General features: G+C 36.2%; 24 protein-coding genes. 10 read left to right on the top strand and 14 right to left on the bottom strand.

Annotation, left to right across the window (positions count from 1 at the left end; all coding sequences use genetic code 11):
• Both FG383_RS21165 and FG383_RS16090 read right to left on the bottom strand, forming a co-directional pair.
• Nucleotides 1-187: hypothetical protein (locus FG383_RS21165; RefSeq protein WP_221887536.1), on the bottom strand; the 187-nt coding region annotated here is incomplete at its 3' end.
• Nucleotides 188-248: 61 nt separating this feature from the next.
• On the bottom strand, nucleotides 249-1,376 hold the full coding sequence (locus FG383_RS16090) for an MFS transporter (protein ID WP_142608412.1): 1,128 nt from the start codon (nucleotides 1,374-1,376) through the stop codon (nucleotides 249-251).
• A 98-nt stretch (nucleotides 1,377-1,474) separates the two neighbouring features.
• Between FG383_RS16090 and FG383_RS16085 the strand changes: the two genes are divergently transcribed.
• Nucleotides 1,475-2,332: an ABC transporter substrate-binding protein gene (locus FG383_RS16085; RefSeq protein WP_142608411.1), complete on the top strand. Its 858-nt coding sequence runs from the start codon at nucleotides 1,475-1,477 to the stop codon at nucleotides 2,330-2,332.
• Between the two features lie 99 nt (nucleotides 2,333-2,431).
• On the opposite strand, the gene FG383_RS16080 is transcribed toward FG383_RS16085, so the two are convergent.
• The 4 genes from FG383_RS16080 to FG383_RS16065 all read right to left on the bottom strand — a co-directional run bounded on the left by FG383_RS16080 (nucleotide 2,432) and on the right by FG383_RS16065 (nucleotide 7,170).
• A complete protein-coding gene (locus FG383_RS16080; protein ID WP_246097034.1) occupies nucleotides 2,432-2,710 on the bottom strand; it encodes a Fur family transcriptional regulator in 279 nt (92 codons plus the stop codon).
• 793 nt (nucleotides 2,711-3,503) lie between these two features.
• Complete coding sequence (locus tag FG383_RS16075) at nucleotides 3,504-4,616, bottom strand: Ger(x)C family spore germination protein (protein ID WP_142608409.1); 1,113 nt, start codon at nucleotides 4,614-4,616, stop codon at nucleotides 3,504-3,506.
• Nucleotides 4,613-5,692, bottom strand: coding sequence for a GerAB/ArcD/ProY family transporter (locus tag FG383_RS16070; protein ID WP_142608408.1), 1,080 nt, complete (start codon nucleotides 5,690-5,692; stop codon nucleotides 4,613-4,615). Before FG383_RS16070 ends, FG383_RS16075 begins: the two co-directional genes overlap by 4 nt.
• 26 nt (nucleotides 5,693-5,718) lie before the next feature.
• Nucleotides 5,719-7,170: a spore germination protein gene (locus FG383_RS16065; RefSeq protein ID WP_185907980.1), complete on the bottom strand. Its 1,452-nt coding sequence runs from the start codon at nucleotides 7,168-7,170 to the stop codon at nucleotides 5,719-5,721.
• A gap of 258 nt (nucleotides 7,171-7,428) precedes the next feature.
• Between FG383_RS16065 and FG383_RS16060 the strand changes: the two genes are divergently transcribed.
• From FG383_RS16060 to FG383_RS16045, 4 genes are all read left to right on the top strand, one after another.
• Complete coding sequence (locus tag FG383_RS16060) at nucleotides 7,429-8,523, top strand: hypothetical protein (RefSeq protein WP_142608407.1); 1,095 nt, start codon at nucleotides 7,429-7,431, stop codon at nucleotides 8,521-8,523.
• Between the two features lie 143 nt (nucleotides 8,524-8,666).
• Nucleotides 8,667-9,488, top strand: a complete 822-nt coding sequence (locus FG383_RS16055) for an EcsC family protein (protein ID WP_142608406.1) — start codon at nucleotides 8,667-8,669, stop codon at nucleotides 9,486-9,488.
• Nucleotides 9,489-9,619: 131 nt separating this feature from the next.
• Nucleotides 9,620-10,054 carry a hypothetical protein gene (locus FG383_RS16050; protein WP_142608405.1) on the top strand — a complete coding sequence of 145 codons (435 nt, stop codon included), beginning with the start codon at nucleotides 9,620-9,622 and terminating at the stop codon, nucleotides 10,052-10,054.
• Between the two features lie 40 nt (nucleotides 10,055-10,094).
• Nucleotides 10,095-10,310, top strand: a complete 216-nt coding sequence (locus FG383_RS16045) for a YfhD family protein (RefSeq protein WP_342782153.1) — start codon at nucleotides 10,095-10,097, stop codon at nucleotides 10,308-10,310.
• Between the two features lie 71 nt (nucleotides 10,311-10,381).
• Here FG383_RS16045 and FG383_RS16040 read toward each other — a convergent pair whose 3' ends face one another.
• Nucleotides 10,382-10,990 carry a protein kinase family protein gene (locus FG383_RS16040; protein WP_185907977.1) on the bottom strand — a complete coding sequence of 203 codons (609 nt, stop codon included), beginning with the start codon at nucleotides 10,988-10,990 and terminating at the stop codon, nucleotides 10,382-10,384.
• 361 nt (nucleotides 10,991-11,351) lie between these two features.
• Between FG383_RS16040 and FG383_RS16035 the strand changes: the two genes are divergently transcribed.
• Nucleotides 11,352-11,660: an ArsR/SmtB family transcription factor gene (locus FG383_RS16035; RefSeq protein ID WP_142608404.1), complete on the top strand. Its 309-nt coding sequence runs from the start codon at nucleotides 11,352-11,354 to the stop codon at nucleotides 11,658-11,660.
• Nucleotides 11,661-11,672: 12 nt separating this feature from the next.
• Nucleotides 11,673-12,620, top strand: a complete 948-nt coding sequence (locus FG383_RS16030; protein WP_142608403.1) for a cation diffusion facilitator family transporter — start codon at nucleotides 11,673-11,675, stop codon at nucleotides 12,618-12,620.
• 707 nt (nucleotides 12,621-13,327) lie between these two features.
• On the opposite strand, the gene FG383_RS16025 is transcribed toward FG383_RS16030, so the two are convergent.
• Nucleotides 13,328-13,747: a pyridoxamine 5'-phosphate oxidase family protein gene (locus FG383_RS16025; protein ID WP_142608402.1), complete on the bottom strand. Its 420-nt coding sequence runs from the start codon at nucleotides 13,745-13,747 to the stop codon at nucleotides 13,328-13,330.
• Between the two features lie 82 nt (nucleotides 13,748-13,829).
• A complete protein-coding gene (locus FG383_RS16020; RefSeq protein WP_142608401.1) occupies nucleotides 13,830-14,702 on the bottom strand; it encodes a patatin-like phospholipase family protein in 873 nt (290 codons plus the stop codon).
• Between the two features lie 269 nt (nucleotides 14,703-14,971).
• Here FG383_RS16020 and FG383_RS16015 point away from each other — a divergent pair, with 269 nt between their 5' ends.
• Complete coding sequence (locus FG383_RS16015; RefSeq protein ID WP_142608400.1) at nucleotides 14,972-16,237, top strand: Nramp family divalent metal transporter; 1,266 nt, start codon at nucleotides 14,972-14,974, stop codon at nucleotides 16,235-16,237.
• Between the two features lie 73 nt (nucleotides 16,238-16,310).
• On the opposite strand, the gene FG383_RS16010 is transcribed toward FG383_RS16015, so the two are convergent.
• Nucleotides 16,311-16,490: a hypothetical protein gene (locus FG383_RS16010; protein ID WP_142608399.1), complete on the bottom strand. Its 180-nt coding sequence runs from the start codon at nucleotides 16,488-16,490 to the stop codon at nucleotides 16,311-16,313.
• 45 nt (nucleotides 16,491-16,535) lie between these two features.
• Complete coding sequence (locus tag FG383_RS16005; RefSeq protein WP_142608398.1) at nucleotides 16,536-16,838, bottom strand: gamma-glutamyl-gamma-aminobutyrate hydrolase family protein; 303 nt, start codon at nucleotides 16,836-16,838, stop codon at nucleotides 16,536-16,538.
• A 136-nt stretch (nucleotides 16,839-16,974) separates the two neighbouring features.
• Here FG383_RS16005 and FG383_RS16000 point away from each other — a divergent pair, with 136 nt between their 5' ends.
• Nucleotides 16,975-17,856 carry an SDR family oxidoreductase gene (locus FG383_RS16000; RefSeq protein WP_142608397.1) on the top strand — a complete coding sequence of 294 codons (882 nt, stop codon included), beginning with the start codon at nucleotides 16,975-16,977 and terminating at the stop codon, nucleotides 17,854-17,856.
• Between the two features lie 72 nt (nucleotides 17,857-17,928).
• Here the strand turns inward: FG383_RS16000 and fabF are convergent, their stop codons facing one another.
• From fabF to FG383_RS15985, 3 genes are all read right to left on the bottom strand, one after another.
• On the bottom strand, nucleotides 17,929-19,164 hold the full coding sequence (gene fabF / locus FG383_RS15995) for a beta-ketoacyl-ACP synthase II (protein ID WP_142608396.1): 1,236 nt from the start codon (nucleotides 19,162-19,164) through the stop codon (nucleotides 17,929-17,931).
• A 128-nt stretch (nucleotides 19,165-19,292) separates the two neighbouring features.
• Complete coding sequence (locus tag FG383_RS15990) at nucleotides 19,293-20,135, bottom strand: aldo/keto reductase (RefSeq protein ID WP_142608395.1); 843 nt, start codon at nucleotides 20,133-20,135, stop codon at nucleotides 19,293-19,295.
• On the bottom strand, nucleotides 20,136-21,341 hold the full coding sequence (locus tag FG383_RS15985) for an MFS transporter (protein WP_142608394.1): 1,206 nt from the start codon (nucleotides 21,339-21,341) through the stop codon (nucleotides 20,136-20,138). It lies immediately after the preceding gene.
• Between the two features lie 183 nt (nucleotides 21,342-21,524).
• Between FG383_RS15985 and FG383_RS15980 the strand changes: the two genes are divergently transcribed.
• The gene (locus FG383_RS15980; protein WP_142608393.1) at nucleotides 21,525-21,899 is read left to right on the top strand and encodes a winged helix-turn-helix transcriptional regulator; all 375 of its coding nucleotides are present in this window, start codon (nucleotides 21,525-21,527) and stop codon (nucleotides 21,897-21,899) included.
• Nucleotides 21,900-22,576: the final 677 nt, after the last annotated feature.

Raw genomic sequence — 22,576 nt, 5'->3', positions numbered from 1 at the left:
CCCTAAGCCATTTATTGGATTCAAACAGTCGAAAAACTGTATAAGATTTTGGTTTTAGCGAGTCGATACTGAATAAGTAAGCAACTATCCCTTGATTTCCGCTGCAGGGCGGCGGTGCTGGCTCATCGCTCACCCAGCGAAAGCGTCCGACTACAGCGAAAATCATAGCGGTCACTAGTCGACGCACTACGACGCTCTTTCTCTACAATGCGACTCTTCGCTCTATCTTGAACGAAAAGTCTCATTCTTTACTCTTTATGCTTTCTAAAAAACAAAGAACCACCTACTAAAAACACACCACTAAATAGAAAAATCCCTATCATTCCTACAGAACCACCGATCATCCCAAATAAAGTTGGTGCGATTAACTGAGAAAAACGATTAGTAGCAATTCGAAGTCCTAGTACTTCTCCAGTTCTATTAGGTGGTGAAGCATTATAGGTAGTCGTCATGGAAATCGGTTGGCCGCAGCCTAACCCAATTCCCATCACAATAGCAAGTACAGCAACGAAGAATATCGAGTGACTGAATGGCAATAAAAGGAATGCTATTCCAGCAACTAAAATGGATAGGAACAGCACGGTATCTCGCTTGTAAGTTTCCAATAGCTTTGGCAATATAAAACGGACAAACATCGTAGCAAGCCCTTGTAAAGCAATAATCCATCCAATTGCAGAAGTAGATAAATGCAGCTGCTTACCTAACAATGGAAAATACGCGACAAAAATATCTTTCGAATATAAAACAAGTGCACTTGAAAACAACGCTTTTCTTACTAACGGATTTTCAAACAGCTTAAACGAATCAACTAATTTAGTAGGAGGTCTACTAATCTTCTCTTCTGCCTTCGGAATTCGGAATGAAAAAACAATAGAAATGACGCCAATAACTATACAAAAAACGTAAACGATTTGGAACGATACATGTTCGGATAAATAACCGCCTACTAAAGGCCCAATAACTGCTCCTAATGCCACACAAAGACTAAACATACTAAAAAAATAATCCCTATTTCTAGCCGTAGATTGGTGACCTAACTGATTTTGTAAAGCAATAGGTATACAAATATTCGCAAGACCTAATAATAATTGGCTTGCAAATAACGCAGAGATCGTCGTAAAATATGCTGGAACAATCATTCCTGCAATGGATGCAACAAAACCAAAGATTACTGGTACTCGATCCCCAAATTTATCAATAACTTTTCCTGCATGAATAGAGAATATCAATGGTAACAATGCGAAAGATGAAGTTAAGATACCAATAATAACTATAGAAGCACCAAATTCATCGGCAGACAATGTAATAACAGGTCTTGTCGCATTAACGATTGTCTGAAACAAAAATATAAGTAATAAAATTCCACGTAATTTCATATGTACCCCTGCCTGCGCTCTTTTGAATATATAACACTCATAACTAATCATATTATACCAATAGACTAAATTTTAGTTGTTATTTTTTTGCATTTTTTATAAGGAAACAAAAGGTTATTGTACAAGATTGGACTGGGCACGAAGTTGAAATCCCATCTTTCCCTAATAGGGTCATTTTTCACGGGGAAACAATTGGCGATTTATCCGTTTTTGATATCCATCCTATAGGTGGTTATAAACAGGATATTGATCAGTCTTTTTACAAAAACTATGTTCCTTATGTACAAGATGTCGCCTTCCCACTTGATATAGAAAAGTCTTCTAGACTAAAACCTGACTTAATCATTTTTACAAATGCTGATGAACAACAATATAAAAAAATTGCCACAATAGCTCCTACCTTAACCCACAACTCTTGGGGAACACTTCAGGAGCGAATTACAACATTAGGAGAATGGCTAGGCAAAAAACAGGAAGCGGAAGATTGGCTGGACCAATTTAGCAAAAGAGAAGACAAGATGTGGCAGCAACTCCAACCCACTCTAAAATGCAATGAAACGGCATCTGTCTTTCTATTTGACCGGGGTCGACATCTATTTGTCATGGGGTGTATTGGTCTAGCCACATCTCTTTATCACTCTTCTGGTTTCCAACCAGGTGAGCTTATTAAGAAAATGATAGCGGATGAACAAGGTTACAAGGAAATAACAATAGAATCATTACCCGACTATGCTGGAGACAGAATATTTTTGTTAATTCCCGAAAATCCAATATCAAAAATAGCTACGGAAGAATTAATCCAAACTACTCTATGGAATAACCTTCCAGCTTCAAAGAATGGATATGTCTATCTAATTGATGAAAAAAAGTGGAACTCTAGTGATGCCCTCACACGAGAAAAATTATTAGGAGCATTGCCTCATCTACTTATGCGTACCCCTTTAGTAGAAAGATAGAAAAAATCTATCATAAAAAGCCATCTCCCAAACATTTTTGTTTGAGAGACGGCTTTTTATAACAAGAATTACCGATTACTTTTCACGATGGAAAACATACTATTTTTCATTGCATAAATCGAAAAAGGAAAGACGGTTTCCAAAGTTTGTTTTTTCGATGATATGGATTTTGGTCAGCAAATCTAAATTTCGATATATTGTTGCGATTCCAACATCTGGATACTTGACTTTCGCTAAAAAATATACCTCTTTCGAAGACAAATGGCCATTTGGATGCTCCAAAAAAATTTGAACGGTTATTTTCCGCTGCACAGTCATCTTGTACCCCTTTTTTATTACCACCTGACTAATTTCATTCATCCGATCTTGAAGCATCATGCTCACTATACGCCTCCTCCATGTATAAGTAATCGAAAGATATCATTTTAGATTTACTAGGATAGCTGCGAAACTGCACCCTACAACGATAAGTTATAGTTGAACGCCTATCTAGTTCGCATATACTCCCTAGCCCATCTTTTATCCCCTTACTTTACGAAGAATTAGATCTTCTAAACCTTGCTTCTTATTTCGCTCCTTAAATCGAATATTATTTGAAGATATATACGCTACTTACTCATTGGTCTATGCTCTTCACATTTCTTGACTTGGGAGTCTTCTTTCAGGAATGGATAAATCTAATTCCACCATTATGTATAGTCCCTTGCCTTTTCATCATAAGCACCCTGTTCGACAATACAATCCGCACTTTTATCGTTGCAAAACGACGAGCAACAACAAGTGTAGTTCACCTTTGAGATAATTCCGTTAAGGCTTGCTGGATTGCTACCTCAGTTTACACATCGAGTAAAGAAGTTGAATGGCGGAAACGACCATTGTTTTTACTAAATTGTGCTATTTCATGTTCTTCATTTGCAAACAATTTCGAAACCGATAATCATTATCAATTAGAAGTGTAACATAACACTTATTTATAAAAAATGGACAATTTCATGTGTTTCTTTGTACAAACGCCACTTTTTTTAAAATTACTGGCTAAGAAAGAACAACATGAAAGATTTAACAAAGGAAATATTGAAGTTTAACGATAAGCGAGGTTGAGGCGGAAAACACTTTGTTCAAATGGAAGTACTAATAATTTTTAAACAGTGCTCCCTTTATCTTGCACCTGTCACTTTAATGTACCGGTGCTCATAATGCTCGTATTAACATGAATATCCCACTGTAATTTGCTAAGTATTTCTTGCTTGTTTTCTTCCTTCCATTCTCCCTTGTAATACATCCGAAAACTTTCAGTTAAGCCAATCGGATCTGCCTCAAACTCTTGTAATTTCTTCAAAAAATCACTGATACTTTCTTCTAATTCTTCATTAATATCATTTTCCAGCTTTGCTGTACTTTCCACCGTCTTTAAACTATTCTCTCTCTCACCTTTAAATTCAACCAGCGTCCCTTCAATGTGTAAGGTAATAGTCAGTTTTGGAGTATCAAAATTTTTATTGCTTTTTATCTTCACTTTACTATCAATTAAATCCATCATCAACCTTTCTCCCTTACTATCGTTACTCAACGTAAGATTCATTGGTGCAAGCTTTTTACGACCTTGTAATGCCTGAATGATTAATGCCTCATCCTTCGGTAAACTATGCAGCATGTTTTTTCCTTTAAATAAAGCAATTCCTTCTACTTCTATTTTGCTCTCTTTTTTTTCTAGTATTGGAACAATCGCGTCAAATACTGGATTAGTTTGTGCATATATAAAGTCATGGATATTCGTGTTCGGATTGAATGCTGTATTAATACTTGGCTGTAATAAATCGTTTAAATAGAAGTTAATGTTCGGTTTATCTGGATATTTCCCTTTTAACATTTCTTCTCCATTTCCTTTAACTACTGCAATCAGCACTTTATTACCTACTTCTGGGTTTCTGTAGAGATGCTGTATTGATTTTTCTACTTTTCCATGACGTGCAAATTCTTCATTGATAAGTACAACCCGTAGTTGATTTAGTACGACCTTTTTATCGGATAGAGATTCTATGTCAACAATTCCTTTAGATATTAAATCCGTGGAAACGGAGAAAATTTGCGTATGCTCTTTTGCCTCAGGTGAATATTGAGGAATCGCTACCGTCAGCTTCAAATTGTCTTCATCAATGTAGTCGAATGCCATTACTCCAACCATTCCTACATCTTCTAAGGGCACTTTCAATTCTTTTGCCGTACAACCAGCAAGATAGATGCTCACTAATACAATGACAACTAAGAAAAGTTTTTCCTTCACGGTTGCACCTGCTTTTTCCTAAGTAAATGGATAATGCTCAAAAACATTGGCCAAATGATCAGTACGTACACAACATAATTGCTTAATTTAAATAATCTTTCTAGAAGTTCTTGAGAAATTGGGAGTATTATCAACAGAAAAATGAGAATCGTAATTATATAATCATGGGACTTCGTTTCTTTAGATCGAATCGAATCAAGACCTTTTTTAGCAGTCCATAAATATCCTGCAACTGTTGATAAAATTAGAAATACCCACAACGTAATTCCAAAAATATCAATTCTTTCTATAAACGTAAGTTCGCCAGCTTTAAACAAATGTAATACCGAGAACTCAATATTTTTCAATTGCCACTCTGAGTAATACATAACACTTACTAAAGTCGTTATTAAACACAGAATAATACTTATCCAAACTCCGATTAATGCATGTTTGAACGCTTTCTTTTGATTCTCTATATACGGATAGTAAAACATGATTAACTCATACCCTAAAATAGATAAATATCCTTCTTTCAAAGCATTTAAAAATTCTGTTCCATTGAAATTAAACAAAGGAAGAACATGACTTATATCTCCTTTCTCAATGGACCATCTTAAAAAGTATAAAATTGGGATTGTTAAAAAGAATGTGATTATGCAAAACCTTGCAATTGATTTAATTCCTCCACTTACAATGTAAAGTAATAATAGTAAAAAAAAGAGAACAGGAATAGTAATAGTCTGTTCGGTAAGAGCTGTAGTTTGTATTAGGTTCATATAATCACTAATAATTCCTGCTAAAAAGATAATAAAGCTCAGAACTATGATTATATTAATACTTTTCCCTATCCAAGTCCCTAGTAACTTTTCATTTATCCTAAATAGGTTGTCGTTTTTATACTTCGAATTAAGCCAAATCATCGGCCACATAGTTAAACAAGCAATCAACCCAAACAATAATGGCACAAACGCTTGGCTATAACCTAGGGAGCTAAGTTTTTGGGGAAGAGTGAGAATTCCTGTACCTATCATTGCACTTTGTGTTAAAAAAATTACATGATATCCATTCAAAGGCCTCTGCTTATGAGTACTCAACCTAACCTACCTCCCCCCAAAAACGTCTACTTTTTCGGTGATCTCGAAATTCCTGTTTTCCCCTTTAGAAAGGCGGTTGGAAACCGAATAATACTATCCATTAAGTCCCCAGCTTTCCTGGGAATAACTGGTGTCATAAAAGGCGTACCTAAAGAATTTAATCTTAATAAATGTGTAATAAGCCAAGCGAATGCAAGCATTTGCCCGAACAGTCCAAATGCACCAGCAGAAAGAATAAAAATATATCGAACAAATCTACTCGTGTTACTCATTAAGAAAATAGGAGGTAAAAAAGAAAGTAAAGCTGAAGTTGCGACTAATACGATCAATATATTACTAATTAGGCCCGCTTCCACAGCTGCTGTTCCAATTACGATACCTCCTACGATACCAATCGTTTGTCCTACTTTTGCAGGCATTCGAGATCCCGCTTCCCTTAAGACCTCAATAATTAGTTCTATAAACAATACTTCAATAAGTGGCGGAAAAGGCACTCTGCTTCTGGACTCCTGCAAATTTAATAAAAGTTCATAAGGTAAAATTTCTGGATGAAATGTTAATGCTGATATATACATCGGAGTTATCATTATTGTTAAGAAAAACCCGAAAAATCGAAGCATTCGAAGTAAAGATGCTGTTGTCCACCGATTATAATAATCTTCAATGGAAATAAACATTTCTAAAAAGGATGTTGGGCAAACGATTGCCGCTTGACTATTATCCATAAAAATAACAATTCTTCCATTTAACAAATAATGAACAATACTGTCCGGCCTAACCGACATATAGTATTGAGGAAATGGAGACAATGGATTATCTTCAATTAACTGCTTTAATATAGAGATATCCGTAAAAGAAGGATAGTTAACCTTATCTATTCGTCCCTTTAAAGTTTCTAGATTTTCTTCATTTACAATACCTTCGATATATAAAATAGAAATTTTCGTATTCGTTTCAGATCCTATCGTAAGATCTTCATTTTTTAAATTCGTGTTTTTAATACGTCTTTTCACTAGTGAAATATTTGTTTCCAATGACTCCGTAAAGGCATCTTGAGGACCTATAACCGTCGATTCAGTTTCAGTATTTGTAATGGAACGGGTTGATGCGCTGTAAGTATCGATACTTTCTAATAAGTTGGCTTCATGGAAATACAAAAGCGTTTGTCCACCCATGAGCTTTGATACTATTGCAGCATTATCGGATATACTTACGACTTCCGATACTTGATGGATTTGATGCAAATGATTGGCTAAAGGAATAAATATCATTACTTGCATTGTCATTTTGTCTACAAGTGAATTGACATAAATTAGTGTAACAATTCCTTCTTCTGTAGGTATTTTTTTAAAAATCACATCGCTAATATGATCCGTATGCTTCTGTATCGATTCAATCGTTTGCTCAACTTCAGTATTTATAACATTTTTTACGTTTTGCGATGCCTTTTTGTGATCCTCACTTTTTGGGGAGCGCATGAACTTCTTAAACTTCACAAATACCACAAGCCTCTCATTTCTACATATGGTAAGTTAATCCTATTCATTAAAATATATAAATAGCATGTCCACTATGTAGAAACAGTATTCATTTAAGTAGTCCATTCAAATAACGATCCAATATATGGATGTTTATCCACAATATAATACTAGTAGAAAGTCTTGAATTATCATACTCTTAATAAGGCTTATGAAATTTATATTGAATAAGACTAATTATTATGCAGGAGAATTTAAATGAAGAAATTATTATCTATTGTATTAGCGACTGGAGTTGCAGGAGCTGGTATTTTCACACCTTTTTCTAACGCAGAAGCGGCATCTGTCACTAAAGCTGAATCTTTAGTGCAAACAGCGGAAAAACATGCTGGAGCTTTAAAATGGCAAATCTCGTATGAACTTACTAAAGAAATTAAGTATCCAGATATGAAAATTTTCAATTTAACAAAAGACGCTTACTTCAAAGCAAAACCAGAAATGGCAAATGTTAATGTTAAAGATAAAGTGCAATTAGAAAAACGTTTAGAAGACAATGTTTATATTCATTATACTCGCGCAATGGGTTACATTGATGCAATCACTTCTGGTAAAAAAATAGTAGAAAAAGCAAACAAATTTAATGCATTATATGCCGCTAACCCAACTTCTGATGTAACAGAAAAAAGTTACCATGAATTATCTAGCGAAATTCGTAAACAAGCAATCTTACTTTACCGCGTTTATGGAAAATCAACACGTGATGCAATATTAGAAAAATACAAAACTCCTGGTGAAAAAGCACTTCAAGCATCCCAATATGTAATTACTGCAAAAATGGAACTAGACAAACTAGACAATTTAATCAATAAAAAAGCAGACCAAACAGCTGTGGAAGCACAAGTTTCTAAATTCTATGATGCATTAGCTGCTGTTGAAAAAGAGGAAATTATTTCCGACCTTTACGATGCTTACTATGAAAACATTAGAAAAGATGCAAACTTCATAGGGCAAGAGAAAGAAATCAACGAATTTTTCAAAAAATCTACTGAATATTTAAATGAAGAAAAACTTGAAGAATTCTTAAGCTTATTTAGCGAAGAATTTCCTAACTATGCTAGTCTTAAAGAAAATCTAGAGTCAACATTTAAAGACTTTGATATAGCATATGAGACGCTAAGTCTAGAAGTTCAGTACATTGTAGACGGAACTGCACTTGTTACGCAACATGAAAAGTCAACTTCGGATGCTATGGATCTTGAGCATATCTACACTTACCTTCTAAAGAAAGATGCAGAAGGTAACTGGAAATATTCAGATATAGTAGAAGCATCTTTAGTGCAAGACGCAGAATAAATCAAAAAACTGTAGCAATACTCGTAGAAGCACGAGTTGCTACAGTTTTTTTATGTACTTTTTCCCTGCTAATAAATTCACATTTGAAACTTTTCACTTGCAAATTCGTAGAATAAGTATGCAAAGAAAAGGAGAAGCTAAAAGTGGTAGATACTGAAGAATGGTTAACAGAAGAATTAAAACAAGTAGAAGCATGGGAAAAAGACCAAAACGATTTATGGTTTTGGGAAAAACTCGGTCGTCTCCCTTTCAAAATAATCGATAAATGGACTCCCTCGTTCATTCAAAACAAAATCGGTGTCCTTGTAGATGAGCTTGGTCAATACGTTCAGACAGGTGGTAGTTATTTAAGTTCTACCTCCAAAATCCCTTCCTATTTTCCCGACTTGGAAGTACACACGTTAGAGGAAGTGAACAAATTATCTGTTTCCAAAATGGATGGTGCTGCACAAAAGCTCACTGGAAACAGAAAGAATTTAGCGACCATACAAGGGGCTAGTACAGGTATTGGTGGTATTTTCACCCTATCTATTGATATTCCCCTCCTTTTAGGTTTGCAGTTAAAGACATTACAAGATATTGCCATATGTTATGGCTACGATCCAAATGACAAAAAAGAGCGCTTATTTATTATCAAATGTCTTCAATTTGTTTCAGCAGATATAGTTGGAAAGCAAACAATTCTTGCTCAATTATCTATGTTTGACCAACAAAATGAAGAGGCAAAACGAGAAATCTTATCTGAGTTACAAGGTTGGCGTGAAGTAATGTTCTCCTACCGAGATCAATTCGGATGGAAAAAGCTATTTCAAATGATTCCAATTGCTGGTCTTGTATTTGGAGCATTCATTAACCGGTCGGCTATAAATGATATTGGAGAGGCTGGTCAAATGCTATTTCGTAAAAGAAGAATAATCGAGAGTCTTGAGAATCATCCAAACAACGACATTTCTCCCGAAAAATAAATAAATCCTCCTACTTTTCATTCATTTCTTCGCTTTACTTAAAAGGATATTACCAAAAATGAATTTATTATGTGCCAAATAGGATATACTATTACTATAGACCGTAAAAAAAAAGAAAAGGAGGTATGAATATGTCAGTTGCTAGTGAAGCATCTCAAGTAAACCTGGATTTTTTAATTAATGATTTGGGCCTTCGACAAGTATCAAATACCGCCCTGTTTCGAAAGGGAAATATATTAGTTATTTCACCATCCGTTCAAAACAAATCAAACACCTTTGAACTTGGTGAATCACTTATGAAGAAGTTTGATCCCGAGACGGACGAAGGATATTTACTTATTCGTATTAAAGAAAAGTTCTTAATGGCAAAACTTCATCCTTTTCAAAGAAAAATGATGACTGCCGATACGGAAAAGAGCACAAAAAGTAAACCTTCATTTTGGAAATTCAACGTCATTGAATCCATCATTCCACGTATTGAAAATAATGGGGATCGTGAGCTAACGTACAAAATACAGGCTCCAACTCCAAAACAATTAGTTACTTTTTTTAACAAGGAAAAATAACTTACGCTGAGAATATTAATTCTCAGTGTTTTTATTTTTTATGATTAAATTAACATTTCGGTGCCATATTAGTATAGAACTAAAAATAGAAAGGAGAATTAACATCGGAAGAGACAATAAGCAAGGTAAAAGCAAAAACAAAGACACACTTCCTCAAACACCTAAAAATCAAAAAATTAAACCAAATAATGTGCAAGAAGAATTTGCTGCGGAGTTTGCAGAATTGAAACAAAATACTTCAAAGAAAAAAAGATAGCAATAAAAGCCTCTCTAAAGGGGCTTTTTTGCTTTTCTGACCTTATGCCGTTTTAGTACTTATGTTATTCTTCATGTTTTATAAAATGGGATTAGACCTTTTTTATACAAGATAGCAATCATATTTAATAGAGGAGCTGAAATTTTCTTTGGAAAGTATGCTTTAACATAATGTCTTTGGTATGCTTTTTTTAGATTATGCCACTGCACACAATCTTTTGTTTGTCTAAAGCGTGCGACATCAATAATTTTTATCTCTCCTATGGATGTAAGAAAAATGTTCCGTAAGTGAATATCAGAAGGATTTAGTCCTCTGGCTGATGCCAAGGATAATGCCAAATCAATCTCTTTTATATGAACTGAAGTGATGACTTTTCCATAGGTCATACATTCAAAAAGGGTCTGGCCATCAATAAAATCTATAACTATATAATTTGCTCCTGCTTCATAAATCGATGGGTAATAGCTGATATATTGAAGCATTTCATATATTTCCTCCTCCTCATTTGCAATATGCGTAAAATTAGGGAAAAATATTTTCATTGCTTTGTTTGTTGATTTGATTCTAAAAACAAATGCACTTCTTCCTGTGCCAACAAGTTGTAAAGTATCATCATAGCTAATAAGACGATTTTTCTTGTTAATCATGACTGTACTTGCAAGTGCTTCATAAGTATTCACAATTTGACCTCCAATATAGTATAGAAAACAAAAAGAGACGATATAACCACTAATCTGGTCCCATCGTCTCTTAAATAAAAAAAGATCTCACCAAATAATTGGTAAGGTCTCGCAAACAACTGTCGTTGCCAACAAAGCCGAGGATATGTATCCTGTATTGACGACTTTGCTGTATAGCTACTCCCCTTATCGGAAGTTAAATGTTCTTTTAGTAGGCTAATTATATGCGCTGCAAGTTCGGTAGTCAATTATTTGGATCATCCTTCTTGAATGCTGTTAAATCATTGACCAACTTTCTATTAATTGCATATAATGTATATGAGCATATGTTCATATACATTAATAGGAGAGAGGATTTCTAATGGAAAAACAAGAGCATACATTTTTGTCTCCAAATACAGTAGAGGAATCTGCACGTATTTTCAAAGCTTTAGCTGATCCAACTCGGATTAAAATCTTATACTTACTATCTCAAGAAGAGTGCTCAGTAGGCCATATTACAGAAGTATTGAATATGACACAATCTGCTGTTTCCCACCAATTAGGCTTACTTAGAAATTTAAGGCTCGTTAAATACAGACGAGACGGAAATACTTTTTATTATACGTACGATGATGAACATGTAATTACGATTTTGAATCAAGTCATTTCGCATATTGAATGTAAATAAGGAGGAAAATTTATGGGTCATCACCATCATCATCATGGTCACGACCATCATGGACACTCTCACGATCATTTTGAGGAGTCACGGGAAGGAAATAAAAAAGGGTTACTAATTGCTTTACTTATTACGGCTGGAATTATGTTTTTAGAGTTCTTTGGAGGATTATTTACAAATAGCTTGGCGTTATTATCTGATTCTGGTCATATGCTAAGCGATGCAAGTGCTTTGCTATTAAGCTTAGTGGCTATTTGGTTTTCTTCAAGACCTCCTTCCTCCGTTAGAACATTTGGAGGATATCGCTTCGAGATATTAGCTGCATTATTCAATGGTGTCACGCTATTTGTTATTGCTGGTTTTATCATTTGGGAAGCATTTGGTAGACTTTTAGAACCCCAAGCAGTTGCAAGTGGAACCATGATGCTTATTGCTGCAATTGGGTTGCTAGCAAATTTATTAAGTGCTTGGGCATTAATACGGAAAGGCGATGTAAAAAACAATGTAAATTTACGAGGTGCATATTTACATGTTCTTGGAGATGCTTTAGGATCTATCGGTGCGATAGTAGCAGGAATTCTTATGCTATTATTTGATTGGTTCGTTGCTGATCCAATCATTTCAGTCCTCGTCGCTTTATTAATTTTGAGAAGTGCCTGGGGGCTTATCAAGCATTCCGTCCATATCTTAATGGAAGGAACACCCATCTCCATCGATCAAACCGAAGTAAAGGCTGAATTAGAAAAAATCGAGGGTGTGCTCAACATCCACGACCTTCATATATGGACGATTACTTCTGGATTAGATTCTTTAAGTTGCCATATTGTTATTAATGACGAAAAAAACAGCCAATATATTCTTCAACAAGCCATAAATAAATTAAAAGAGACATTTCACATTGAGCATGCAACCATTCAAGTCGAGACTGTAGAGATAAAACACAGTGAATTGCAATGTCATTTGAAGTAACAGTTTTTGAACGGAGTATAATAAAATAGCACGTCTGTTGATTAGCAAATGTTAACTATTTTATCATTCGTGTTGAATAACCAAACGTATCCAGTAAATTGATTCTTAAGATTGTGCTAACATATAAGGCACTTTACTTATAGGTGCTTTTGGAGTGCTTTGAACTGAACGATTTCTACACCATTAACGAAACTTCTTGATGCGTAGGGATGCGACTTTGTCGCATCCCTACGCATTTTTTCGGTAATCGTGTGGTAGTCGCTCGTCCGTACACTCCAAAAGCAAAGGTAATCAAAGTGACAAAGCTTTTGGGAACGAAAGAATAGTCACTTACCTATCTAGTGAAAAGCAGCCAAAGATGCAATTTTGGCTGCTATGTCCTTCTCTATTATATTTCCGCCTTTTCGATTGGAAGGAAGCTCTTCTTTTCTATATAGTATCAACATATAACTAGGATATACTTTGAAAAAATAAGCTAGGAACGCACGATAGAACGCGATGGAGTGCCTGAAATTGTATATTCGGAGGCCCAACACGATGTGGGTCAGACAGTCGTTGCGACACGACGTCGCGTTCTTAGACTGTCCTCCTCTTTCAATGAATAGAAAGGTAGCTATTCTTTCATTTACCAAAGCGATTGCCTTTTTCTTATCCCGCGGTAAGATTACGAAAGAAACCCCTTCTGGAATGAAGGGGCTTTACCTTGTTTATAATTCTACAATCTGAGGTTCTTCCCCCTTTGTGTTCATAACTCGGATCTGCGTTGGGGTAATTTTCAAAATGATAAGGTCAGGATCTTCAGGTCCTTCAAACCAACCTTTTAATGCATTATTCCAAACTTTTTTCTTCATACTCTCATCATCATGTTCTTCAACAGTTCCTTCAATTTCTAAGAAAGCATCACCTAAACCTTTTCCTTCATACCCTAAAAGAATATGAGTATTTGGATTTTTTTGGATTTCTTCCACTTTGTGTGTCTTTTTACTTGTCGCTGAATACAGAATGAAATCATCGTTAAAGAAGGTCATATAACGGGAATGTGGTTTGTTTTGTTCAATCGTCGCCATCGTACCAATCAAGCTATTCTTCAAGATTTTTTGTGCCAACTCTTTTGCGTTTTTTGCCATGAATAAATCTCTCCTTTTAATGACTTTCACTCTTATTGTTCCTTTTCTGACGCTAATTACTCATATAATGAACAAAGTTAAATCACCACATCTTTAAAAATTGTGTCGCTCGCTTTCTTCCTTTCTCCAATAAGTTCGCCTTCATCTCTCTATCCAAATCAAACTGCGTAGCACTGTATTCGTCAACGGGTATAAAAATAACATTCTTTTCAAGTTTACGAGAAATATATCTTTCATCATGTGCATTTTTCATCGTGGAAAAAAGTGCCTCAAATAACTGTAAACCGTTTTTAATTTTATGTGGCTGCATTTCCTCTGAGTTGCCGCTCAGTTTTAAGCCAACAATTGGGCGCTCCTTGTTTCCATTATCAAAAATCCACATTGGAAAATTACTTAATACACCTCCGTCCACAACAATCGTGTCTCCCGAACCAACCCTCATTTTTACTGGTTCAAAAAAAAATGGAATGCCACAGCTCATACGTAGTGCCCTGGCAACAGGAAAGCTAGATGGAGATACACCGTACCGCTCCAAATCATCGGGAAGCACGATCATTTTCCCATTCGTTAAATCGGATGCAACAAGTTTCAAAGACCCCTGTGGTAAATCCGAAAATGAATAGATTCCTTTCGCTGCTAATTTTTCCAAAAACCAGTTTTCTAAAGCTTTCCCTTGATATAAACCTAATCCCCAATATAAATTCATCCATTTCATAAATGGGATAGGAAGTACAGTTTTACGTGGATCTAGTAGAGATTGAAAATCTTGCTCTACCATTATTTCTTCAATTTCTTTCCCTGTATATCCAGCAGCAATAAAACACGCTAAAATAGCTCCAGCACTCGTTCCCGCAACTCGTTTAAATTCGTATCCCTTTTCTTCCAGTACTTGAAAAGCTCCTACTAACGCTATCCCTTTCATTCCCCCACCCGAAAATACTCCATCGATTAACATACATGATCTACTCCCTTTTTCATGTCGTTATAACAATGTAAGAGAAAAAGAGAGGAATTAGAACAATATCCGACAGTTTTTTAGTTGATTATTCAAATATATCAGAAACTTATATTGCTATCACTTGTTTAACTAGTTATAATTAATCAAGATACAAATAGCGTACTAAAGTACGCAATACGTACAAAATGGAATGGGTAGGAGTAGTTAAAAATAAAAATGTAAGGGGTTACAAATGTAAACCTTACATAGAACAAAGGGGATATATAATGACACTAGAAATTAACCAACAATTACTTCCACCGCGAACGTTTGGGGAAAAGCTGAAAAATATAGGTCCTGGAATTGTTGTCGCAGCAACTGGTGCAGGAACTGCAGATTTAATAACTTCGCTTGTAATTGGGACACAATTTGGGATGACATTCGTTTGGGCAATTATCATTGGATCTGTTTTAAAATATTTCTTAAACGAAGGGGTCGGAAGATGGTACTTAGCAACTGGCCAAACGATTTTAGATGGTTGGCATCAACTCGGCAAATGGGCTACAGGCTATTTCGGTGTCTATTCAATTATTTGGGGATTCGTATATGGAGCCGCTGCCGCCTCCACATCTGGTATGGCGATGCATGCAATGTTCCCAATCATGCCAGTTTGGGCATGGGCTATCATTCATGGTGTGGTTGGATTTATCTTAATTTGGTTTGGACGTTATCTATTATTTGAAAAAGTAATGACTGTTTTAATAGGCGTTATGTTTGTAACAATCATTGGTACAGCTGCTTTGTTTTTACCAAGTTTCGGTGAATTTTCATATGGTTTAGTACCGCGTATACCTCAAGGTTCCTTTATCCTTATGCTTGGATTAGTAGGGGGTGTTGGAGGGACTATTACAATGGCCTCGTATGGTTATTGGTTAAAAGAAAAAGGTTGGAATGGGAAACAGTGGATTTCAGCGATGCGTACAGATGCAAAAATTGCGTATCTGCTTACAGGATTATTCACGTTTGCTGGACTTATCATCGGGGCTCAATTTCTAGCTGGTTCTGGAGTTAGTATTCGAGATGACGAAGGATTAATAAAATTAGCTCATATGCTAGGGGCAGAGTTTGGTACTCCAATGAGATGGATGTTCTTAGTAGCTTTTTGGTCTGCTGCTTATTCATCACTTCTAGGCGTTTGGAATGGTGTTCCTTATCTTTTTGCTGACTTTGTTAAAACAGTACGTAAAAAGAAAAAGGCTGCTCACGCAGAAGTATCTACTAAAGACCCTGCCTACCGTTTTTACTTATGCTGGCTTACTTTTCCACCTATGATTTTATTTTATTTTGGTAAACCAGTTGAACTTATTATACTTTACGGAGCTTTAGGTTCCTTATTTATGCCGTTTTTAGCAGCTTCTTTACTTTTCCTGTTGAATTCAAAAAAAGTCGCAAAAGAGTCGAGAAACAAGTGGGTTCCTAATGCTGTATTAATCAGTTGTCTCATTATGTTTGGCTTCCTTGGTATTCGAGAACTAGTTAAACTTTTTAGTTAAAAATAAAATACCCGTATGCAAAACGATTTGTAATTGTTTAGCATACGGGTATTTTACTTTTATCGTTTGTTTATCAAATATTTAATCTGGAAGGATTATCTTTATTGGTAGGTTTGTCTTTATTTTCGTTGTCATTGTTTGTCTTTGCTTCTTTATTTTGACCTCTTACGTCTAAATCATCTGGGCTTACGTCATATCCAAACCCGTATTCTTCACGATCTAAAGATTTTCTCGGATTTTTACCTTTTGTCATGCACTTTCACCTCCATGACAAATAATTTGTGCATATAAAGAGGTTTTATTCCTTTTGTTTTAAAGCAGCCTGTATGTATGCTTCGAATACTCGTTTCGATGCCTCGTCACCGTCTACTGCAAATTCTTCGGGATGCCATTGGAAACCAAAAACAAAATGATGCTTCGTACTTTCCACACATTCGATAATTCCATCCGTAGCCCTTGCAACCACACGTAAGTTCTCCCCTACCGAATGCAAAGCTTGATGATGGAATGAGTTCACTTTAAACTCCTCTTCTTGCAGTAATTCATACAACCGACTTTGTTTATCTACTTTTACCGGGTGAGATAATTCTCCATTCTCCAATTATGTATATGGACATACATATACCCCATTCTTTTATAAGAAAAACGAAACTTATAATTCCGACAAAATACTTTTGGAAGTTTGTTTTTTTGTAAGGAGGGAATAATACAATTAACCGCTTAAAAGGAGGATTTACATGACTACAGATAAATATGCAAAAGTCGATAAAGAGGTTTCCGGACAAACCCAAAGCAGGCAACCTGGTACAGAGACAGAAATGAATCCCCAACCAATTTATGATGATGTAAATTATAAAGGCTCCGAGAAACTCTTCGGCAAAGTTGCACTTATTACAGGTGGTGACAGCGGAATTGGTAGAGCAGTTTCTGTAGCTTTTGCCAAAGAAGGAGCGAATGTTGCCATTGTATACTTGGATGAAAATGAGCAAGAAGATGCCGAAAAAACAATCCAAGCAATAGAAGCACACGGAGTCAAAGCAATTAAAATTAAAACAGATTTGAGCGATGATGAAAATTGCCAAAATACGGTTGATGAAGTAATTCAACACTTTGGACAACTTAATATATTAGTGAATAACGCAGGAAAACAATTTCCTACAAATGACTTTTTAACAATCACACCAGATCAGTTACAAGAAACATTTTCGACGAATATCTATTCGATGTTTTACCTAACACAGGCTGCATTGCCTCATATGTCGAAGGGAGATACGATTGTGAATACTTCTTCCATAACGGCGTATAATGGTTCACCAGAACTGATCGACTACTCCGCAACAAAAGGAGCCATTACAGCGTTTACTCGCTCCCTTGCACTACATTTAATAGAGAAAGGCATTCGCGTAAACGCTGTGGCACCTGGTCCTATATGGACTCCGCTCATTCCTGCCACTTTCGATAAGAAGAAAGTGGAACAACATGGTGAGGATACACCAATAGGTAGACGCGGCCAACCCGCTGAACTGGCTCCCGCTTATGTACTTTTAGCTTCTGCTGATTCCAGTTACATGACAGGACAAACGATCCATGTCGATGGCGGAAATTTTGTCGGTTCATAACATAGTTATATAAAAAGAAGCTTTTTGCCTCAGCAAAAAGCTTCTTTTTTGGTTTGTTACATTCAACCATTTTTAATCAGTGAATTTCTTAAAAGCAAGCACAGCATTATGTCCGCCGAAACCAAAACCATTTGAAAGCGCATAGTTTATTTCCATTTCTATTGCTTCATTTGGCACATAATTCAAATCACACTCTTCTCCAGGGCTTTCGTAATTGATGGTAGCTGGTGCAGTATTTTCTAACATACTTTTCAGTGTAATAATTGCCTCAATTCCACCCGCTGCCCCAAATAAATGACCCGTCATTGATTTGGTAGAACTTACTTTTAAATCATAAGCATGATCTCCAAAAACAGCTTTAATCGCTTTTGTTTCTGATTTATCGCCTTCAGGGGTACTTGTCCCGTGGGCATTAATATAATCAATTTCCGTATGATCAATTTGTGCCATTTCTATAGCTAACTTCATCGCTCTTGCTGCACCATCAAAATCAGGTGATGTAATATGGAATGCATCTGTAGTAGAACCGTATCCTACGAGTTCACCTAAAATAGTTGCCCCACGTTTTTTAGCATGTTCATACTCTTCCAATACTAAAATACCCGACCCTTCCGACATAACAAATCCATCACGATTCTTATCAAAAGGACGACTAGCTTTTTCTGGTGCTTCATTAAAAGTAGACATCGCTCGCATTCTAGAAAAGGCAGCAAAGGATAATGGATTTATAGATGCCTCTGCTCCTCCTGCCACTATTGCATCCGAATAACCATGTAAAATATTTAAATAGGCTTCACCTATGGCATGATTTGCCGTTGCACAAGCAGAAACTGGGGAAAAACTTGGACCTTTAAAACCATATTTAATCGCAATAATACCAGTCGCCATATTGCTGATCATCATCGGCACCATAAATGGGGATACTCTACGCGGACCTTTATCTAGCAGCAATTTATGATTCTCAAGTGTCGTATCAATGCCCCCAATTCCCGAGCCAATATAAACACCTACCCGTTCTTTATTTACCGTCTCCATGTCTAATTGCGATTGGTCTATCGCTTGCTTCGTTGCTGCATAGGCGTATTGCGCATACAAATCATATTTTCCTAATTCCTTCTTATCTAAATATTCCTCCGCCCGAAAATCATCAATAATCCCGGCAATTTGTGTATTAATTTCTTTAAAATCATCTGATTCAATTTTTTTGATACCTGATTTACCTTCTTTAATATTTTTCCATAGCGTACCCACATCATTTCCTAATGGCGATACGACTCCATATCCAGTTACTACTACTCGACGTTTCATTTACATCCTCCTCATTATCCTATGTTTTATGTTAACTTACTAATAGCTAAATGCCAATTTAAAAAACATATGATCCATTACAATATTTGCAATGGATCATATGTTTAATCATCAAAAGCTTGTATCGATCAAAAATCAAAGTTGTCTGGGTCTGGTCCTACTCGGTGATTCTTATTTAAGCTTTCGATATGCTTCATATCTTCATCTGTTAATTCAAAATTAAACACATCCGCATTTTCTACAATTCGATGTGCTTTCGTCGATTTAGGAATGGTAATAACTCCATTTTGTAAGTGCCAGCGTAAAATGACTTGAGCAACAGATTTTTCGTATTTATTTGCAATTTCTTGAAGCGCTTCATTGTTGAACAATTGTCCTTGCATAAGTGGAGCCCATGCCTCTACTTGAATATTATATTCCTCACAAAATAATTTGAGCTCTTTTTGAGATAAACGTGGATGAGATTCCACTTGATTTATCATTGGTTTTATTTCCGCAACTTTCATCAAATCTTCTAAATGATGAATTTGAAAATTACTTACGCCGATTGCTTTCACTCGACCGTCTTTATACAAAGTTTCTAATGCTCGCCACGCCTCTTTATACTTACCTGCAACCGGCCAGTGAATGAGATACAAATCTAAATAATCTAATCCTAGTTTGCTTACGCTTTCTTCATAAGCGGCAATTGTTGAATCGTATCCTAACTCCGAATTCCAAACCTTCGATGTAACAAAAAGGTCCTCTCTTGGAACACCCGTTTCTTCTATTGCTTCACGAATACCTTGTCCGACTCCCGCTTCGTTGCCGTAAATAGCAGCTGTATCTATACTACGATAACCATGTTTTATCGCTACTTTTACTGCGTCTACCAGTACTTGTCCTTCTTCCACTTGAAATACTCCTAGGCCTAACCAAGGCATTTCCACACCATTATTCAACGTTGTTGTTGATTGTAAATTTTTCATCATTTATCGTTCCTCCAAGTTTAGTTTTTGCTTATCTTTTCTTTCCAACATCCGACTGATTCCTGATAAAAGTACGGCAAATATAACCATTACTGCCCCAATCCAAGTAGTATGAATAAGCCCAATAGATTCAGCTACAATTCCACCTAAGTACGCGCCAATTGCAATTCCTGCATTAAATGCTGCAATATTCATAGCAGAGGCGACGTCAACTGCACTTGGAACCAACCGTTCAGCTAGCATTACTATATATACTTGAAGTCCTGGGACATTCATAAATGCAAACAAGCCCATTAAGATAATTGTTATGAATCCAGCAACTTTAAATGGTGCTGTCAACGCTAAAATAAGTAACACAATTGCCTGTGCAATAAACATATAGAATAAGGAATCAATTGGGTTTTTATTGGATAGCTTCCCACCTATCATATTGCCAATTGCAATCGCAATCCCATAAACAAGTAAAATTATTGCTATCGTTCCTTGCTTAAATCCAGTTATCGTCTGAAGTAATGGGGATAAGTATGTGAATACAACAAATGTGCCACCGTAACCAAGCGCCGTAATACTCAAGACCAATAATATTCGACTATTTGTTATAAGCTTCACTTGGTCTCGAATGGTAGTTGGATTACCTTTTCTTAAATCTGATGGAACAAGTATACTATTAGCGATAAATCCTATTAGTCCAATGATGACAATTGCAACAAAGGCAAAACGCCAGCCAAACTGTTGCCCAATAAATGTACCAAACGGAACTCCAGTAATTGTTGCAACAGTCAGTCCCGTAAACATAATGGAAATTGCACTTGCTCTGCGATTTTCTGGAACTAAGTCGGCCGCAATAGTGGATCCAATCGACATAAATACCCCATGCGAAAATGCTGCAATAACACGGGCAACTAATAGGACTGTCACACTTGTTGCACTTGCAGCAATAGCGTTTCCTATTATAAAGACTACCATTATCCATAACAGCAATGTTTTACGTGGCATTTTGGAAGTAAAAGATGTTAAAATAGGTGCTCCAAACATTACACCTAGTGCATATAGCGAAACAGTAAGCCCCGCTGTTGTAAGCGATATATCTAAATCATGAGAAATTAATGGTAAAAGTCCCACGCTAACAAATTCAGTCGTTCCGATTGCGAATGCACTTACAGCCAATGCAAGTAGCGCAAACATGCTTCGCTTTTTATCTAATGTCATTTTTTCTCATCCTTTTTTCCGTGTTGTATTATGAAGTCTTCATAAAAAAACTTAGTGTAAATCTTCCGGCAAATGTTAGTATGATTCATAGAGATCCAAAAGAAAAGTACGCACTTTTAAGTGATATAGGAACCAAAAAGTTATATAGGCACTTTTCGGTTCCTATAGATAAGGAGAATTAAGATGAAAAAAAAGAAGTATAATATATCCGTTGAAGCGACATTAGAAGTCATCGGTGGAAAGTGGAAATGTGTCATTCTGTGCCATCTAACTCACGGAAAAAAACGAACAAGTGAGTTAAAGCGCCTCATGCCTGATATAACGCAAAAAATGCTGACACAACAGTTAAGAGAACTAGAAGCAGACGGGGTTATTAACCGAATTGCTTACAACCAAGTTCCACCGAAAGTAGAATACGAGTTGAGTGAATATGGGTTGAGTTTAGGAAGCATATTAGATGCGTTATGTGCATGGGGAGAGGTTCACATTACAAAAGTATACGGGGATAAGTTTTCTGTTTTAGAAGAGAGCATTTTAAATGACCAGCTAAAAAGCTAATGATTTTGCATAAAATGTCTTTTTGCAACCAATTCAAAATCACACTGTGATCAGTGGACGTATGTTCGTTGTATAGGGATACTGCAAGGTAGTGAGTTGAAATAAAGTGTCCGCCGAGATTTTCGCAGCTGGCGGACGCTTTCCATGGGGTGAGCGATGAGCCTTCACCGCCTTCACCGCCGCTAGCGCGTTCGATGTGAAGTCTCATTTTGCTCACAGAGGAACAAAGGCTAACAACGCCACATCGTGTGGCAACGCCTTCGTGACCAACATCCTGTTGGCCTCCATTGGAGTCGCCGCCTGCAGCGAAAATCTATGGTAAAGACTAACTCATCAGAATCTAACATTAAAAACAAATGGTTGAACGAGACACTATTCCCTTTTGAACGCGACAAACCGGTCTAACAAATACTAGACTGGCGAGTTCGGCGAGCTTTAAGACACATTAGTATCATAATATGTAAAATAATCAACGTCTCACTCCAAGTAAACTTGCTATTTGGAGGATTGGTTGCTTTCACAAGCAATTTGGTTGCTCTCGGATTTGATTTGGTTGCTTTCAGAATAGGATTGGTTGCTTTCCATGGCGAGTTAATTGCCCTATGCCATTTACTGGATTCACCCAATAGAAAAACTGGCCAATATTTTGGTTGTTAGCGGAACCACCCTGATAAGTA

Origin of the sequence: Psychrobacillus soli (assembly GCF_006861775.1) — a bacterium.
Lineage (GTDB): Bacteria > Bacillota > Bacilli > Bacillales_A > Planococcaceae > Psychrobacillus > Psychrobacillus soli.
Note: the sequence above shows the minus strand (reverse complement) of the source record. Positions and strands in the feature narration are given on the sequence as shown.

Coding starts and splice junctions, on each gene's coding strand:
- FG383_RS16090 (WP_142608412.1), bottom strand. CDS start 1,376: ATGAAATTACGTGGAATTTTATTACTTATATTTTTGTTTCAGACAATC.
- FG383_RS16080 (WP_246097034.1), bottom strand. CDS start 2,710: ATGATGCTTCAAGATCGGATGAATGAAATTAGTCAGGTGGTAATAAAA.
- FG383_RS16065 (WP_185907980.1), bottom strand. CDS start 7,170: ATGCGCTCCCCAAAAAGTGAGGATCACAAAAAGGCATCGCAAAACGTA.
- FG383_RS16060 (WP_142608407.1), top strand. CDS start 7,429: ATGAAGAAATTATTATCTATTGTATTAGCGACTGGAGTTGCAGGAGCT.
- FG383_RS16050 (WP_142608405.1), top strand. CDS start 9,620: ATGTCAGTTGCTAGTGAAGCATCTCAAGTAAACCTGGATTTTTTAATT.
- FG383_RS16045 (WP_342782153.1), top strand. CDS start 10,095: ATGATTAAATTAACATTTCGGTGCCATATTAGTATAGAACTAAAAATA.
- FG383_RS16035 (WP_142608404.1), top strand. CDS start 11,352: ATGGAAAAACAAGAGCATACATTTTTGTCTCCAAATACAGTAGAGGAA.
- FG383_RS16030 (WP_142608403.1), top strand. CDS start 11,673: ATGGGTCATCACCATCATCATCATGGTCACGACCATCATGGACACTCT.
- FG383_RS16025 (WP_142608402.1), bottom strand. CDS start 13,747: ATGGCAAAAAACGCAAAAGAGTTGGCACAAAAAATCTTGAAGAATAGC.
- FG383_RS16020 (WP_142608401.1), bottom strand. CDS start 14,702: ATGTTAATCGATGGAGTATTTTCGGGTGGGGGAATGAAAGGGATAGCG.
- FG383_RS16015 (WP_142608400.1), top strand. CDS start 14,972: ATGACACTAGAAATTAACCAACAATTACTTCCACCGCGAACGTTTGGG.
- FG383_RS16010 (WP_142608399.1), bottom strand. CDS start 16,490: ATGACAAAAGGTAAAAATCCGAGAAAATCTTTAGATCGTGAAGAATAC.
- FG383_RS16000 (WP_142608397.1), top strand. CDS start 16,975: ATGACTACAGATAAATATGCAAAAGTCGATAAAGAGGTTTCCGGACAA.
- fabF (WP_142608396.1), bottom strand. CDS start 19,164: ATGAAACGTCGAGTAGTAGTAACTGGATATGGAGTCGTATCGCCATTA.
- FG383_RS15990 (WP_142608395.1), bottom strand. CDS start 20,135: ATGATGAAAAATTTACAATCAACAACAACGTTGAATAATGGTGTGGAA.
- FG383_RS15985 (WP_142608394.1), bottom strand. CDS start 21,341: ATGACATTAGATAAAAAGCGAAGCATGTTTGCGCTACTTGCATTGGCT.
- FG383_RS15980 (WP_142608393.1), top strand. CDS start 21,525: ATGAAAAAAAAGAAGTATAATATATCCGTTGAAGCGACATTAGAAGTC.